Annotated in this window: 10 protein-coding genes; 2 read left to right on the top strand and 8 right to left on the bottom strand. The window is 71.9% G+C overall.

The window, feature by feature from the left end:
* Positions 1-29 precede the first annotated feature (29 nt).
* From JGR68_RS00445 to JGR68_RS00435, 3 genes are all read right to left on the bottom strand, one after another.
* Positions 30-1,247 (bottom strand): RtcB family protein, encoded by a 1,218-nt coding sequence (locus JGR68_RS00445; RefSeq protein WP_199363051.1) that lies wholly within the window; start codon positions 1,245-1,247, stop codon positions 30-32.
* A 62-nt stretch (positions 1,248-1,309) separates the two neighbouring features.
* Positions 1,310-1,864: a YdeI/OmpD-associated family protein gene (locus tag JGR68_RS00440; protein WP_199363053.1), complete on the bottom strand. Its 555-nt coding sequence runs from the start codon at positions 1,862-1,864 to the stop codon at positions 1,310-1,312.
* Positions 1,865-1,994: 130 nt separating this feature from the next.
* Entirely contained in the window at positions 1,995-2,378 is a 384-nt protein-coding gene (locus JGR68_RS00435; RefSeq protein ID WP_199363055.1) for a YchJ family metal-binding protein, read from the bottom strand.
* 143 nt (positions 2,379-2,521) lie between these two features.
* On the opposite strand from JGR68_RS00435, the gene JGR68_RS00430 reads away from it, so the two are divergent.
* On the top strand, positions 2,522-2,917 hold the full coding sequence (locus JGR68_RS00430) for a hypothetical protein (RefSeq protein ID WP_199363057.1): 396 nt from the start codon (positions 2,522-2,524) through the stop codon (positions 2,915-2,917).
* A gap of 46 nt (positions 2,918-2,963) precedes the next feature.
* On the opposite strand, the gene JGR68_RS00425 is transcribed toward JGR68_RS00430, so the two are convergent.
* Both JGR68_RS00425 and JGR68_RS00420 read right to left on the bottom strand, forming a co-directional pair.
* Positions 2,964-3,182: a polyprenyl synthetase gene (locus tag JGR68_RS00425; protein ID WP_199363059.1), complete on the bottom strand. Its 219-nt coding sequence runs from the start codon at positions 3,180-3,182 to the stop codon at positions 2,964-2,966.
* Positions 3,183-3,505: 323 nt separating this feature from the next.
* Complete coding sequence (locus tag JGR68_RS00420; RefSeq protein ID WP_199363061.1) at positions 3,506-4,135, bottom strand: rhomboid family intramembrane serine protease; 630 nt, start codon at positions 4,133-4,135, stop codon at positions 3,506-3,508.
* Positions 4,136-4,258: 123 nt separating this feature from the next.
* Here JGR68_RS00420 and JGR68_RS00415 point away from each other — a divergent pair, with 123 nt between their 5' ends.
* Positions 4,259-4,663, top strand: a complete 405-nt coding sequence (locus JGR68_RS00415) for a hypothetical protein (protein ID WP_199363063.1) — start codon at positions 4,259-4,261, stop codon at positions 4,661-4,663.
* A gap of 12 nt (positions 4,664-4,675) precedes the next feature.
* Here JGR68_RS00415 and recD read toward each other — a convergent pair whose 3' ends face one another.
* From recD to recC, 3 genes are all read right to left on the bottom strand, one after another.
* Entirely contained in the window at positions 4,676-6,487 is a 1,812-nt protein-coding gene (gene recD / locus JGR68_RS00410; RefSeq protein ID WP_199363129.1) for an exodeoxyribonuclease V subunit alpha, read from the bottom strand.
* Positions 6,488-6,639: 152 nt separating this feature from the next.
* Positions 6,640-10,509: an exodeoxyribonuclease V subunit beta gene (locus tag JGR68_RS00400; RefSeq protein WP_234446537.1), complete on the bottom strand. Its 3,870-nt coding sequence runs from the start codon at positions 10,507-10,509 to the stop codon at positions 6,640-6,642.
* A gap of 34 nt (positions 10,510-10,543) precedes the next feature.
* Positions 10,544-14,062 (bottom strand): exodeoxyribonuclease V subunit gamma, encoded by a 3,519-nt coding sequence (gene recC / locus JGR68_RS00395; protein WP_199363066.1) that lies wholly within the window; start codon positions 14,060-14,062, stop codon positions 10,544-10,546.
* Between the last annotated feature and the right edge of the window lie 235 nt (positions 14,063-14,297).

The following is a 14,297-nucleotide window of genomic DNA, read 5'->3' as shown; positions in this document are numbered from 1 at the left end:
CGGTGTGCCTCCGCGACCATAAGCCGCCCCTAGCCCTTCACGCACACCACCTGCCGCAGCGTGTGCACCACTTCCACCAGGTCGGCCTGCGCCGCCATCACCGCATCGATGTCCTTGTACGCGGCCGGCGATTCGTCGATCACCGCCTGGTCCTTGCGGCATTCCACGTGCGCGGTGGCCTCGCGGTGCTGCTTCAGGGTGATGCTGTTGCGCGCCGCGGTGCGGCTCATCACCCGGCCGGCGCCATGGCTGCAGCTCTCGAAGCTTTCGGCATTGCCGAGGCCGCGCACGATGAAGCTCTTCGCACCCATGCTGCCGGGAATGATGCCGAGCTCGTCCCTGCCGGCGCGCACCGCGCCCTTGCGGGTGACGTACACCTCGCGGCCGGCGTGCGTCTCCTTCTGCACGTAGTTGTGGTGGCAGTTCACCGCCATGGCCTGCAGCTTGAACCTGGGCAGTTCCGCGCGCATGGCGTGCAGCACGCGCTGCATCATCGCCTCGCGGTTGGCGCGGGCGTAGTCCTGGGCCCAGCCGACGGCTTCCACGTAATCGTCGAACAGCGGCTCGCCTTCCATGAAGAACGCCAGGTCCCTGTCGGGCACGTGGTAGCCGAGCACGCGCCTGCCCAGCTCCTCGCGCGCGCGCTGCATGAAGTACGTGCCGATCAGGTTGCCGGTGCCGCGCGAGCCGGAGTGCAGCATCACCCACACCGCCTGGCCCTCGTCCAGGCAGACCTCGATGAAGTGATTGCCGCCGCCGAGCGTGCCGAGCTGCTTCTCAACCTTGTCGAGGCGGATCTTCGGGTGCTTCGCCTTGATGCGCTCGAGCCGCTGCCACAGGCCGGAACCGGCGAGCGCGGTTTCGACGCTGTCGGGCAGCTTGCGGTGCTCCCCGCCCGGACCGGTGCCGACCGGAATCGCACGCTCGATCGCCGAGCGCAGCCGAGTCAGGGAGTCCGGCAGGTCACGCGCGTTGAGCGTGGTGCGCACCGCCGCCATGCCGCAGCCGATGTCCACGCCCACCGCGGCCGGGATGATCGCGCCCTGCGTCGGCACCACCGAGCCCACCGTGGCGCCGATCCCCAGGTGCACGTCCGGCATCACCGCCACCCACGGCCCGACGAAGGGCAGGCTCGCGATATTGCGCAGCTGCGCGCGCGCCTGGTCTTCCAGCGGCACGCCGCGGACCCAGCCCTTGATGGGGGTCTCGCCTTCGCGGTGCAGCCAGTCGTAGTGGGAGGTGTCCATGCCGCCCATGGTTTCCGATCGGCGATGAATCGTGCGTGGCCGTCGCAGCACTGCTGGGCAGGTCAGTCCGCCGCTTCGGGCGGCCCCAGCTTGCCGCGGCTGTACCTGCCGGAGCGGTCGAAACAGCAGGCGCGGCGCTTGCCCGAAGCCAGCATGTCGCAGGCGGTGGCGATGCGCTTCACGCGGGTCTCCGCTTTCTTGCCCGAGGTCATCCACTGGATCCAGTCGCGACGGGCGATGGCGGTGATGTCGTCCCAGGTGGTCTTCGCGGTCGGATGCTCCGCCAGGGCCTTGCGGACATCAGCGGGCACATCCGGCTCCGGCTCCTCGGCCACCGGCGTGACCTCGAGCGCCACCGCATCGCCAACCTGCGCGCCTGCGGCCTCGAGCAGCGGTTTCTCGACCTTGAGCCAGTGGCTGCCTTCGCCGTCCGGCTCCAGCGTGGCCTGGAACGCCTGGCCGGCGAAGCGTCCGTCCACCGTCACCTGGCCGCGCGCAGGCAGCTTGCGGCTTGCCGCTGCCGGCAGAAGCAGGAAGGCCCAAGTGGCGCGCTGCGGCCGGGCCGGCCGGCGCAGGACGGCTTCGAAGGACACCGTGGCGGGCGCGCGCTTGGCCATGGGCGCAACGGTAACACCGGCTCCTGCGGGGATCATTTGCATGCCGGGCCACGCCCGCGGAGCCACAGTTCCCGCAGTCACCATGGGTCATGGCCCCGCCTCAGAACCTGCAAAGTCGGCGCGCGGCGCCTTACCGCGGAAACTCGCCGTCGACGTACAGCCAGCGCCCATCCACGCGCTCGAAGCGGCTGACCTCGTGCAGACGCACCGCTGGTGCGCCACCGGGTTTGTAGCGCGCGACGAACTCGACCACCGCGGTCTCGGCCCCCATTTCGGCCTGGCGCCTGATCTCCAGCCCGAGCCAGCGCAGGCCCGGCGTGTCATCCAGCTCGAACGGATCGGGGCGCGTGGAGGGGTGCCAGGTGGCTGCGAGGTAATCGCGCAGGCCGAGCACGTAGGCGCTATAGCGGGAGCGCATGAGGGCCTCGGCGCTGGCGGCGGGCGTGCCGTCGTGCAGCGGCTGGCAGCAGGTGGCGTAGGCGACCGAAGGGTTGCAGGGACAGGTTTTTGGCATGGTGCCCGCAGGGTACGGCGCATCGCTGTCGATCGCATCGCCCGCACCCGCAACACGCCGCTTGCGGGCCTTCACAACGCTGCATGGCCCACCGGACAAGACTCCCGCTGGGCCCGTACCCGCCAGACGAAAGGAGCGACGCCATGAATCCGGACGACATGATGCGCCTGCTGCAGGCCGCCGCCGTGCTGTTCACCCTGGCCGCCCTCGGCGGACTGGTGATGGCCTGCATCCGCTTCATGGGCCGCCACAACCCCCCGGCCTGGATCGCCATGCTGCATGGACTGCTGGCAGCCGCGGGCATCACCCTGTTGGCCTATGGCTGGTACGCGTATGGCATCCCGGCTGCGGCCCTGCTGGCACTGCTGCTGTTCCTGCTCGCGGCCGCCGGCGGCGCCGTGCTGAGCCTTGCCTACAAGTGGAAGCAGCGGCTGCTGCCCGCCGGCCTGGTGATCGGCCATGCGGTCGCGGCGGTGGCGGCGTACGTGCTGCTGTTGCTTGCGGTGCTTGGCGATGGCGGTGCCCTCGCCGGAGGCTGATGGCGAGAGGCGTGCGGCCTTGAGGAACCGGCCGGGTGCCGCAGGCTCAGCGCTTGAGGCCAGCCACGATCTCCGAGACATCGACGCCGACTTCCAGCTGCACCCGCACGTACTCGCGCTCCTTGCGCGACAGCGTGCGGCCGACTTCGACGCGCACGTCCTCCGCCTGCAGGATCCGCATGATCCGCGGCAGCGCGGACCCGATCGCATCGGGCCCGTAGCCCGCTTCGCGGAGAGCGGCGCGGAGGAGAGCTTCAACGTCCATGGCAGATCCTGGTGTTGCGAGGGGGAGCATTGTGCGGCATGGGAGGGGGTGCGGACGCGCCGTCAGCACAGGCCGAAGCTGGCTCGGTCCGCCGCTTCGGGCGGTCCGGCATTGCCGCGGCTGTACATGCCGGACGGCCATTCCTGACCTTATCGGCGTGATGGGCGCTCATCGCATTTCCCATTGCGTGGCACCGTCAGATCTGTGCGAAGTGTGAGGGACTCGGTGTTCCTCAGCATCATCGAAGCACTTCGGACGACGGCTGGCGCGCCGCAGGAGGAATCGCTTCGACCGGCGCATCGGCCCGGAGCGGGCCTTTATCCTTATCGTCGTGTCGCAGTCCTACTCTGTCTTTCGGACACCGAGGCGATCAAGTAGCCGAGCAAGAGGCCCGTAACATGGCCAGGTTTCGGATAATGGGCATCGATCAGATCGAGCGTCAGCGCCAAGGCAATCGTAAGCGTGACCGGCAGCAGCAGAGACTTCGAACGATCCATGCCCGTGATGGCCAGCCAAAGCCCAGCGCCGGCAATCGCCATGATCGCCTGGGATGCACCGGTTCCGAGGTTCCACGGCGGCGGCGCGAAAAGCGTGCTGATCAACGTTGCCATCGAGCCACCAATCAGCCAGAGCACAAGCAGGCGGATGGGGCCCATGTGTCGCTCGACAATCGTGCCAACTAGGAGCAGGCAAAACACGTTCGACAGCATATGCAGTTGCTTGACATGGACAAGCTGAGCCGTGATCAGTCGCCAGAGCTCGAGGTCCTGGATGTGCTTGAAGCGCAGACCGTAGCGCTCGAGTTCGACGATCCGCACTCCTCCGAGCCACGTTCCGCTGACTTCAATCGCCGCGTCAAGGCTCATGGTGACGGTCGCTGCACAAAGCAGAAGCGTGATCCAGGGAAGGCGGCGCGACTTCGAGGGCGCGGCGGTTGTTTGCGCGTGGGTCATGCCAAGTCCTGTTGTGGTCGTGCCCCCAGCCGTGCCGCATTGGCCCGCAGCTGTGACACGAGACCGCCGGCCGACGGGTGGTTCGGCTAGCCAATGCATGGCTTGACGCATAGTCTCATTCACATGGCCCTGCTCTTCATCCTTCTGCTGCTCGCACTGACCTGGAGCCTCGGCGGCCTGCAGCTGTGGCCGCGCATGGGCTGGACCCGCGAGCTGCCGTTGTGGCTCGGCGGCGCACTGGCGCTGGGCGCGGCAGCGTGCGTGGCCTGGGGGTTCGCAGGCGTGCTCCGGTTTGCCGACTGGCAGGCCCTGTCGATGGACCAGGCCGCACATCGCATCTTCGGTACCGGGTCGCTGTGGTTCCAGCGCTCCGGCTGGGCGCCGCTCGACCAGGTGACGAATGCCTACGTGACGCTCGATCTGATGTTCACGCTGGTGGCATTGAGCGCTGCTTCCATGCATGGATACGTGTTCTGGGCCGGGGCAGCGGAGCGCCGGCGGCAGGCGGGGGTGCGTCGGCGACGCTGAGGGGCCGTCCAGCTAGCTGCTCAGTCTCCAGCCAAGGCCGGACCATCGCCCGGCGTGCCGTGCCAGCGCATCACCGATGGCATCCGCATGCGCGACCACGTGCAACTCGCTCCGCGCCCGCGTGAGCCCCGTGTACACCAGCTCCCGCGTCAGCACGCGGTTGGCGCGTTCGGGCAGCACCAGCCACACCTCGTCGAACTCGCTGCCCTGGGCCTTGTGCACCGTCATCGCGAACGCGCTGTCGTGCGCAGGCAGCGCAGCTGGATGGAACGGTCGCGGGTTACGCGGGTCATCGCCGGGGAACCACGCCATCAACGTGCCGCTGCCGTCGCGCAGGCAGATGCCGATGTCGCCGTTGAACAGGCGGTGGCGGTAGCTGTTCTCGGTGACCAGCAGCAGGCGGCCGTGGAAGTAGCGGCTGGAGGCCGAAGCGGGGCCGGCGCCGCGGCGCATGCCGGCGAGCATGTCTTCGATCCGGGCATTCAGGCCGCGCGCACCCTGCGGGCCATCGCGCACGGCGGTGAGGATGCGAAGACGACCGGCGAGCGCGAGCGCGTCGGCAGGGTCGGTGGTGTTGGCCAGCGCGGTCCAGTGGGCGAGCAGGTGGTCATGCTGGGACTGCAGCGGTTCGGCGAGGGCTTCGTGGAAGTGGACTCCGACGAGCGTGCCGCCGCGCAGCAGTGACAGCGCGCTCGCGACGTCGCCGTCGCGGACGGCGGTGGCGAGTGGCGCGAGGTCGAGCGCCGCGCTCTGCCGATAGCCGCGGGTGAGGTGCACATGGCGCGCCGGGAAGTTGGCGTCGAGCCCGCCGGCTTCCGCTGCGCGCAGGATGCCGGCGAGCACGTCGCCTGCCTCCACCGAGGGCAGCTGGTCTGGATCGCCCAGAAGCACCAGGCGCGCGCCGTTGGGCACGGCTTCGACCAGCTTGGCCATCAGCGGCAGGTCGATCATCGAGGCTTCGTCCACCACCACCACGTCGAACGGCAGGGGGTTGTCGGCGTGGTGCCGGAAGCGCGGCGAGTCGGGGATGGTGCCGAGCAGGCGGTGCAGCGTGGTGCCGGTGGTGGGCAGCCGCGCGCACAGCGCTGGCTCGACGCCGAGCGCGGGCAGCGCCTGCACGGCGTTGCGCACGCTCTCGGCCATGCGCTCGGCGGCGCGGCCGGTAGGCGCGGCCAGGGCGATACGCGGCGGCGCGGCGCCGGCTTCCAGCGTCTGCGCGGCCAGCAGCACCAGCATGCGGGTGATGGTGGTGGTCTTGCCGGTGCCGGGGCCGCCGGTGACGAGCAACAGGCTGTGCCGGAGCGCGGCGGCGGCGGCGTGGGATTGCGGATCGTCGCTGGTGGCGGCCTCGGGGAAGAGCTGAGCGAAGAGCGGCGCGAGGCTCGCGGGGACGTGCGCGTCGTCGCCATCGCTTGCGGCTGCGCCTGTGCGCGGGACGGCGCGGCCGATGCGGCGCAGACCGTCGGCCAGGCGGCGCTCGTACTCGCGGTAGCGGCGCAGGTAGACGAGGCCGTGTTCGTACACGAGCGGGGCGTCGGCGGCGGATTCGGCATCGCCGGTGTCGGGGCGGGCGACCCAGCGCGAGGTTTCGAGCGCGGCGGTCCACGCGTCGGGCGTGGGCCAGTCGATGGCGGCGTCGACCAGGCGCTGCGGCTCCGCGGGGTCGAAGCCGGCGTGGCCGGAGGCGACCGCGAGCGAGGCCAGCGCCGCCGCCGCGAGCACGCTGTCTGGCGTTTCCGGATCCAGCCGGCGCAGGCTCTGCGCCAATGCGTGGTCGAGGGTGCGCAACGCGCCGACCTTGGCAAGTTGTTGCAGCAAGCCCAAGCGGCGCGTTTCGTGTGCCTGGTCCGGCGGCAGCGCATGGTGCACGTCTGGCGCGATCGCTTCCGCGTCGACGACCGTGTCGGCCTTTTCGGCCTTGTCGGCCTTGTCGACTGCGTCGCCAGCCTGGCTTTCAGGAAACAGCGGGAGCGTGCTCATGCCGCAACCTCCACGGAGTGGCCAGAAAACAGCGCGTCGAGTTCTTCGACCAGCTCCGGATCAAAGCGCCAAGCCTGCACGCCCTGCGCATCCGTGCGCGCGGCATCCAGGCCGCGGCAGAACACGTAACGCACGCCGCCGAAGTCGCGGGCGTAGTCGTACCTGTCATCCAGCCGGAAGTGCAGCCAGCGATGCAACGCCAGCGTGTAGATCAGCGCCTGCAGGTCGTACTCGCTGTGCGCCATCGCCTCATCCAGCTGCGCGGAGCCGTAGCCGGGCAGGCGGTTGGACTTGTAGTCGAGCACGTACCAGCGACCGTCGTGCACGTAGGTGAGGTCGATCAGGCCGGTCATCAGGCCTTCCAGCCGGCGGCGCGCGCCGAAGCCCTGGCGCGCGGTGAGCAAGCCGTGGCGGTGCAGCAGCGCGAGCAGCGCGTCGACGCGCGTGGGCGCGAGCGCGAACTGGAATTCGATCTCCGGGCGGCGCCGGTCCGCGGGTACGTCGGCCAGGCGCACGCCTTCGGGCAGGGCCACGGTGAGCGTGTGGCCGATGAGCGGGGTGAGCACACTGATGCCGTCGTCGATGTCTTCGGCCGGGTAGCCGCCGGCGCGCAGGCGTTCGGCGATCAGCGCGGTGTCGTCGGTCGTGGGCGCGGGCGCACCGGGCGTCCACGTGGACCAGCGCGCGAAGTCGGTGTGTTCCAGCACGTCATGCAGCACCACGCCGAAGCGGGTTCCGGCGAAGCGCGGGTCGAAGACGTGGGCCGCTGCGCCGGCGCTTGGCGGATGCAGGGCGTCTCGCGCGCCGATGCCTGCGTCCCCGGCGACGTCGTCGTGCGCGTCCGCGCCCGCGGCGGCGGCGTCGCGAATGCCCTCATCCGCAGGGACGGCGTCGCGAATGCCCCGGCCCGCATCAACGCGCGCGCTCGCGGACATCGTCACGTCCACGTCGGCATCGACCTCGCCCGAGGGCTCGTCCTGCCCACCCGCCGCCGGCTGCGTCGCACTGGCCGCCGTGTCCTCCTGCCCTTCGGCATTCGCCAGCTGGGTGAAGCTGTAAACCCACCAGTCGCTGGCGAGCGACCGCGCGGCGGTGCGTGCCGGCGGCACGACGTCGGCGGAGGCCGGCGGCAGCCACGGCAGCGAGGCCGGCGGCGCGTCGCTGTCGATCGCGACGACGTCGGGACCCAGTGCGTCCACCAGCGCCTCCGGCTTGGCCACCATGTGCTGCAGCGGCGACCTGTCGTGGTTGCACAACATCCCCGTCGCCAGCCACAGCGCATGGCGCGCGCGGGTCAGGCCGACGTAGAGCAGGCGCGCGTCCTCGGCGCGCTGGGCGAGCGTCCACGCATCCTTCGCCTCCTCCCAGCCCGACTGCGACGCCAGCAGCTTCCAGTGCAGCACGCGCCGGCCCTCGATGTTGACCACGGCGCGCTGGCCCGGATTGCGCGCATGCGCGCCGATGGCGGCGAAGGGCATGAACACCAGCGGGTATTCGAGGCCCTTGCTCTTGTGCAGGGTCACCACCTGCACGCGCTTCGCGTCCGACTCCAGGCGCAGCAGCTGGCTCTCGTCGTTGGCGTTGGCGTCGGCGATGGCGTTCGCCAGCCAGTCGACGAGGCCGTGCAGGCCGAGCGCGCGTGACTGCGCGTCCTGCAGCAGCTCGGCCAGCTGCAGATAGTTGGTGAGGCGCCGCTCGCCGTCGAGCAGGCCGAGCACGCGGCCGGCGTGTTCGGCGCCCAGCGCATTGACCAGGGCCAGCGGGCCGCCGCGCTGCAGGCGCTCGCGCCAGCCCAGGGCTTCGAGCTGCCAGTGGCGCAGCGCGTCGCCGTCCTGGTCCATCGCGGCGATGGCGGTCGCGTCCAGGCCGACCAGCACGGTCGACAGCGCCATGCGCAGGCGGCCGTCGTCGGCGCCGTGCAGCAGTGCGAGCAGCAGGGCGTGCAGGTCGCGCGCCTCGGGCGTGGCGAACAGGCTCTGCTTGCCGGCGGCCACCGCGGGGATGCCGGCCATCGCCAGCGCGTGGCGGATGCGCGTGGCCTCGCTGTGGGTGCGCACCAGAACGGCGATGTCGCCGGCCTGCACGGGGCGGCCCTCGATGCTCGCCCTGCCGGCGCGCGCATCGCACAGCACGCGGTGGATCGCGGCCACGCAGGCGGCGCTGGCGAGCTCGCGCGAGCGGCCGGCCCTATGCGGCTTCAGCTTGCCCTTGCTGTCGACGTCGTCCGGCAGCGGCGCGCGCCACAGGGTGAGTGCGGGTGCAGCAGCGCCATCGCGCAGGAAGTCCGCGTCGCTGCGCACGCCGCCGGGCAGCACTTCGCGGAAGCCGATGCGCGGGTCGATGAAGGGCGGCGGGATCGTCCTGGCCGGATCCGCCGACGCGTCGGCATCGGAGGTTGCCTGCGCCTGTGCGTACAGCGCCGACACCGCGCGCAGCACCGAGGGCCGCGAGCGGAAGTTCCGCGACAGCGGCGGCGCGTCGCGCGCCGTGTCGCGCGCGGCGAGGTAGGTCTCGACGTCGCCGCCGCGGAAGCCGTAGATCGCCTGCTTGGGATCGCCGATCACGAACAGTGCGGGCGACTGTCCGTGCAGCGTGGCGCTGGCGGCGCCGAAGACATGGTCGAAGATGCGCCACTGGCGGGCATCGGTGTCCTGGAACTCGTCGACCAAGGCGACGCTGTACTGGGCGCGCAGGCGTGCGACGAGTTCGCCGGCGCCGGGACCGTCGATGGCATCGGCCACGCGGTCGATCAGGTCGTCGTAGGTCTGCACGCGCTGCTGGCGCTTGGCGCGGGCAACGCGCTGGCGGGCGTCGTCGCGCAGGCGATGCAGCAGCTCGACCCGGCGCGCGTCCTGCCACTCGGCCATCGCGGCGAGTGCGTCGAGGTAGGCGGGCACGGCATCGCAGACGGGCGAGTCGGGCGTGCGGCCGGCGTGCTTGACGCTGGTGCGCTGCTGCAGGGTGTCGCGCGTGAGCTGCGGCAGCTTGGCGTGCTGGAAGGGCGTGCCGCGTTCGCCGGCGTGGCACCACTGCCGCAGCGAGTCGAACAGCTCGGCGATCCACGCGGCCTTGTAGCTGCCGCCGTGCAGCACCTTGCCTTCCACCGCCGAGACCAGCGACGCGCGGAAGTCGTCGCCATCCGCGCGGAAGGCCTCGGCCAATGCCTCGCCGGTCGCGTGCAGGCGCGGCGCGGGGTCGGCCGGCAGCTCGGACAGCATCGGGCGCAGCGTGTCCTCGCGCACCAGCAGCGGCAGGTCGCAGGCCAGCGACGGCGGGCCCTGCGGCCACAGCGCCAGGAGATCGTCGGCCGCCTCGCCGTCGCTGCCATGCGTGCGCCAGAGGTCGGCCGCGATGGCCTCGTACAGCGGCGCGTCGCTGGTCAGCAACTCCGGCGCATCGAAGGCCTGCCCCGCTTCCAGCGCGTGCTCGCGCAGCACGCGGGCGCAGAAGCCGTGGATGGTGAAGATGGCCGCGAGGTCGATGTCGTTGGCCGCCGCGTGCAGGCGGCGGCGCAGGGCGTCGGCGCTCTCCATGCCGCGCGCGAGGTGTGCGTCGAGCACGGCGTGGGTCAGCGTGGCGTCCGGCGCGGCATCGGCCGGCGGCGGCGTGCCGACCAGCTGCTCGGCCAGCAGCAGGCGCGCGCGGATGCGGCTGCGCAGCTCCTGGGTCGCGGCCTCGGTGAACGTCACCGCCAGCACGTGGCACACGCGCAGGCCGCGCTCGACGACCAGGCGCACCACCAGCGTGGCCAGGGTGAAGGTCTTGCCGGTGCCCGCCGAGGCCTCGATGGCGTGGACGCCGTCGAGCGCGAGTTCCAGGTACGGATCACCGGGCGACAAGGACGCAGCGCTAGTGTCCGGGGTCATTTCTTCCGCCTTGCTCATGTCGTTTCAGCGCCACTCATTCCGCCTCCTCCACGTCGAGCCCGGCGGCAATCGCGCGCAGCGCGGCGAGGTCGGTCCCGGCATAGAGCTCGCCCTTGGCCACGGCGCCGTAGATCCGCATCGCCAGGTCGACAAAGGCGACCTGCGTGGCCTCGTCGGCGAACGGATCGCGCCCGCGCAGCGCCAGCTGCAGCGCCTCGCCGGTGCTTTCGCCCCAGCTGAAGTCGCCGCCATGCCACTTCTTCGACGCGGCCTCCAGGCCCTTCCGCATGTCGCCGGCCTTGAAGAACTCCCAGCCGCTGTAGGGTGCGAACGGCAGCGGCTCGCGCAGGCCGCGGTCCTGCAGCGCGACCAGCATGCGCAGCAGCGCGCGCGCCTGCGCCGGATCCAGCGGCGCGCGCAGATGCGGGCCGGCGCCAAGCTCGCGGTCTTCGTGGAACTCGACCAGCGGCTTGGCCAGGCCCGCGGCGCTGGCCAGCAGCCAGTCCAGGCCGTTGCGGATCGCCGACTGGCCGGCGGGTGGATCGAAGCGCACGCGCACGATGCCGTGGTCGTAGACGTCGGCGAGGCGGCCCTGCAGGGTCACGCCATCAAGCGCCACCTCGAGGCGATGCGCGTCCGGCGTGGCATCGCCGCGCCAGCCGCCGAACGCCAGCGCGTAGGGATCGACCTGTCCGCGCATCTGCTCCAGCGCGCGCCGCCCCAGCGGACCCGACGGCAGCAGCCCGCGCGCGCGCAGCAGGGCGTGGGTGGTGGCGTCATCGTCGCCGCGCAGCACGGCGTCGAACACCGCCTTCTGCAGGACCTGACGCGCGAAGCCCCGGCCGGGTGCAAGCAGCGGCTCGACGTCCGCGTCGACGTCTTCGATGTCGGCCAGCCGCAGGCCGAGGCGCTGGCGGAGGAAGGCTTCGGCGGGCGCCTGGAGGAATCTGCGGAGCGCATCGAGCGCGAGCACGCTGTTGCCGCCCGCCCTGCTGTCGCTTGCCGCGCCACCTGAACTGTCAGCCTGCACAACGTTTACAGAGCCGCCTGTGCCGCCGGACGTGTCGCTGCCACCGCTCTCGCCTGCATCCATCGCAGGCAAGGCGACCCCATCAAACCACGCCGGCAACGCCACCCGCCGGGCGAACGGCTGCGCTGCCGCCGGCCACCACTGTGCGCTGTACGAGAAGCGTCTCGGTTCGTCGCCGCCACCGAACGCCGCCGACGCGAACGGCTGCAGCGGATGCCGCACCACCAGCGCCTCGGCCGCCTTCGCCTCGGGCGCGTGCTGCGCATCGGCGGCGGCCAGCAGGTCGGCCACCAGCACCGACGGCTCGCGCACGCTGCCGTCGCGCGGGTCGGCGCCCTGGTAGCTGACGTAGAACACGTCCTGCGCGGCGGCGAACAGCTGCAGGAACAGGAAGCGGTCGTCGTCGCGGGTCGAGCGGTCTCCGGGCAGGCGCCGTCCACCACCGGCCAGCTCCGAGGTGAGCCGGTCCAGGCCGCCGGCGGGATCGCGGCGCGGGAAGGCGCCGTCGTCCATGCCCAGCAGGCAGATCACGCGGAAGGGCAGCAGGCGCATCGGCACCATGCGCGCGATGCTGACGCCGCCGGTGAGCAGCGGTGCGCGGGTGTCGGCCTCGGACAGCGCGGCCGCGAAGTGCGCGCGCACGATCTCGGCTGGCACCGGCAGCTCGACGCCGGCGCGACGGGCGTCGGCGGCGAAGTCATCGACCAGCGTGCGCAGACGGTCGAGCGCGCGGCGCGTGGCGGGCGATGCAGGCGGCCGCGGCAGCAGCGCGTCGAGCAGGCCCAGCAGCCGCTCGCGCCAGCCGTCGGGCGTCAGCGCTTCATCCAGCACGCGGGCATGGCGGGCGAGCACGCGCAGCAGCCGCACCAGGGTGTCGAGCGCGTCGAGCGCGCTGCCTTCCAGCTCCGGCATCGGTGCGACGGTGCCGCCGTCGGCGCCGGTGATCGGCGCATCGCTGCCGGTGGCATGGCCCAGCAGCAGCCGGTCGAGGGCGAAGGCCCAGGTGTAGGCATCGTCTGGCGGCGCATCCAGGCGTGCGCGGTGCGCGGCATCCAGGCCCCAGCGCGCGCCGGCGGCGTGCAGCCTGGCGTGCAGGCGATCGAAGGCGGCCGCGTCCAGCGCAGCGGCTTCGGCCAGCGGCGGGCTGGCCAGCAGGTCCAGCGTCTCGACCAGGCCGAAGCGCGCCACCGGCAGCGCCAGCAGGCGCAGGAAGACATCGGCCAGCGGCTCGCCGGCCAGCGGGCTGGCATCGGCGACGGCATAGGGAATCGCCTGGTTGAAGCCGGCGTCCGCGCGGCCGCGGCCGCCGAACACGGCGTCCAGGTATGGCAGGTAGGGATCGATGTCCGGCGCCAGCACCGCGACGTCGCGCGGCTGCAGCGGCGGATCGAAGCGCGCGCCTTCGGGCGAGCCGGGCTCGAACAGCGCGCGCAGCTGGTCGTGCAGCACCTGCAGCTCGCGCAGGCGGGTGTGGCAGGCGTGCACCTGCAGGCTGGGATCATCACGGCGCAGCGCGGGCAGGCGCGTGCGCGGATCGTCCGCGGTCGGCGCCGGCGGCGGCGACGGCAGACGGTGGAACAGGTCCGACTGCAGCCGGCGCAGCAGGCTGCCCTGGAGCGCGCCGCCGCCTTCGCCGGGATCGGCGTCGCCGCGGAACTCGATGTCCGGGTGCACGACTTCGTAGTTGCCCAGCACCGCCATGAAATCGCGTCCGGCCGCGCCCCAGGCGCGCAGCAGCGGGTTCTCGCCGGCCGCCGCGTCCGGATCGCCGCCGCGCGCGCGCTGCAGGTCGCCCCAGTAGTCGCGGCTGGGCGAGGGCACGTACAGGTGCAGGGTGCCGACGCGCGCAACGCTTGCGATCACGCGCAGCACGTCGGGCGAGACGTTGAGGATGGCGAAGGCGAACAGGCGCTTCGGCAGTCCCATCGGCAGCGGCGCGCCCGGCGCCGCGAAGCCGCGCAGGTAGTCCTCGATGCGTCGCGCACGGTGCCCCGTGCCGCCGGCCACGCGCCGCCACAGCGCGGCCTGCGGATCACGCGGCGCCTCGCCGGCCTCCCATGCGAGCAGCCACTCGCGGCGCCAGGCCTTGTACTTCTCGAAGGCCTGCGCGAGTTCGCCGGCCAGCGACCAGCCCTTGAGCGGATCGGGCGCGGAGTCCAGGTACGCGCGCATCGGCTGCAGCGCGCGGTCGCGCAGCACCGCCGGATCCGACAGCGCCGCGTGGATGCGCCAGCGCAGCGCCGCGGCGTCGAGATCCTCGCCGCGGCCGGGCACGTTGGCATCCAGCGCGCGCTGCACGAACTCGCCCGGCGTCAGGAACTCCAGGTTGGCCGCCACGCCGTGCGCCTCGGCCAGGCTGGCCTGCAGCCAGCGGCGCATCGCCGGCTGCGGGATCAGCACGACATCGGGCTCCAGCAGGCCCTGTCCCGGCGCCGGCGTGCGCAACTCGGCGGCCAGCAGGCCGGCCAGCACGTCGAGCGCGTTCGAGTGATAGAGGCGGAAGTCGCCGGTCCCCTGGGTCATGCAGCCATGATGCCGCAGCCCCGTCGCAGCCGCTGATACCGCCCCTGCAGACGCGACCACTGCAGGAGCGGCTACAGCCGCGATCAGGCGTGTGGCACCCCTCTGTAGGAGCGGCTACAGCCGCGATCCGCGCTGGCGGCACCCCTGTAGGAGCGGCTACAGCCGCGATCCGCGCTGGCGATGATGATGGTCGCCTTGCCGCGACCGCGGGCCATCGCGGCTTTAGCCGCTCCTA

Origin of the sequence: Luteimonas sp. MC1750, assembly GCF_016615955.1 — a bacterium.
In the GTDB taxonomy this organism is placed as follows: domain Bacteria; phylum Pseudomonadota; class Gammaproteobacteria; order Xanthomonadales; family Xanthomonadaceae; genus Luteimonas.
Note: the sequence above shows the minus strand (reverse complement) of the source record. Positions and strands in the feature narration are given on the sequence as shown.

What these genes read in the sequence shown, in the direction of transcription:
- recC (WP_199363066.1), bottom strand. Translation starts at nt 14,062, where the DNA reads ATGACCCAGGGGACCGGCGACTTCCGCCTCTATCACTCGAACGCGCTC.
- JGR68_RS00400 (WP_234446537.1), bottom strand. Translation starts at nt 10,509, where the DNA reads ATGACCCCGGACACTAGCGCTGCGTCCTTGTCGCCCGGTGATCCGTAC.
- JGR68_RS00445 (WP_199363051.1), bottom strand. Translation starts at nt 1,247, where the DNA reads ATGGACACCTCCCACTACGACTGGCTGCACCGCGAAGGCGAGACCCCC.
- JGR68_RS00415 (WP_199363063.1), top strand. Translation starts at nt 4,259, where the DNA reads ATGGCCCTGCTCTTCATCCTTCTGCTGCTCGCACTGACCTGGAGCCTC.
- JGR68_RS00430 (WP_199363057.1), top strand. Translation starts at nt 2,522, where the DNA reads ATGAATCCGGACGACATGATGCGCCTGCTGCAGGCCGCCGCCGTGCTG.
- JGR68_RS00435 (WP_199363055.1), bottom strand. Translation starts at nt 2,378, where the DNA reads ATGCCAAAAACCTGTCCCTGCAACCCTTCGGTCGCCTACGCCACCTGC.
- JGR68_RS00425 (WP_199363059.1), bottom strand. Translation starts at nt 3,182, where the DNA reads ATGGACGTTGAAGCTCTCCTCCGCGCCGCTCTCCGCGAAGCGGGCTAC.
- JGR68_RS00440 (WP_199363053.1), bottom strand. Translation starts at nt 1,864, where the DNA reads ATGGCCAAGCGCGCGCCCGCCACGGTGTCCTTCGAAGCCGTCCTGCGC.
- JGR68_RS00420 (WP_199363061.1), bottom strand. Translation starts at nt 4,135, where the DNA reads ATGACCCACGCGCAAACAACCGCCGCGCCCTCGAAGTCGCGCCGCCTT.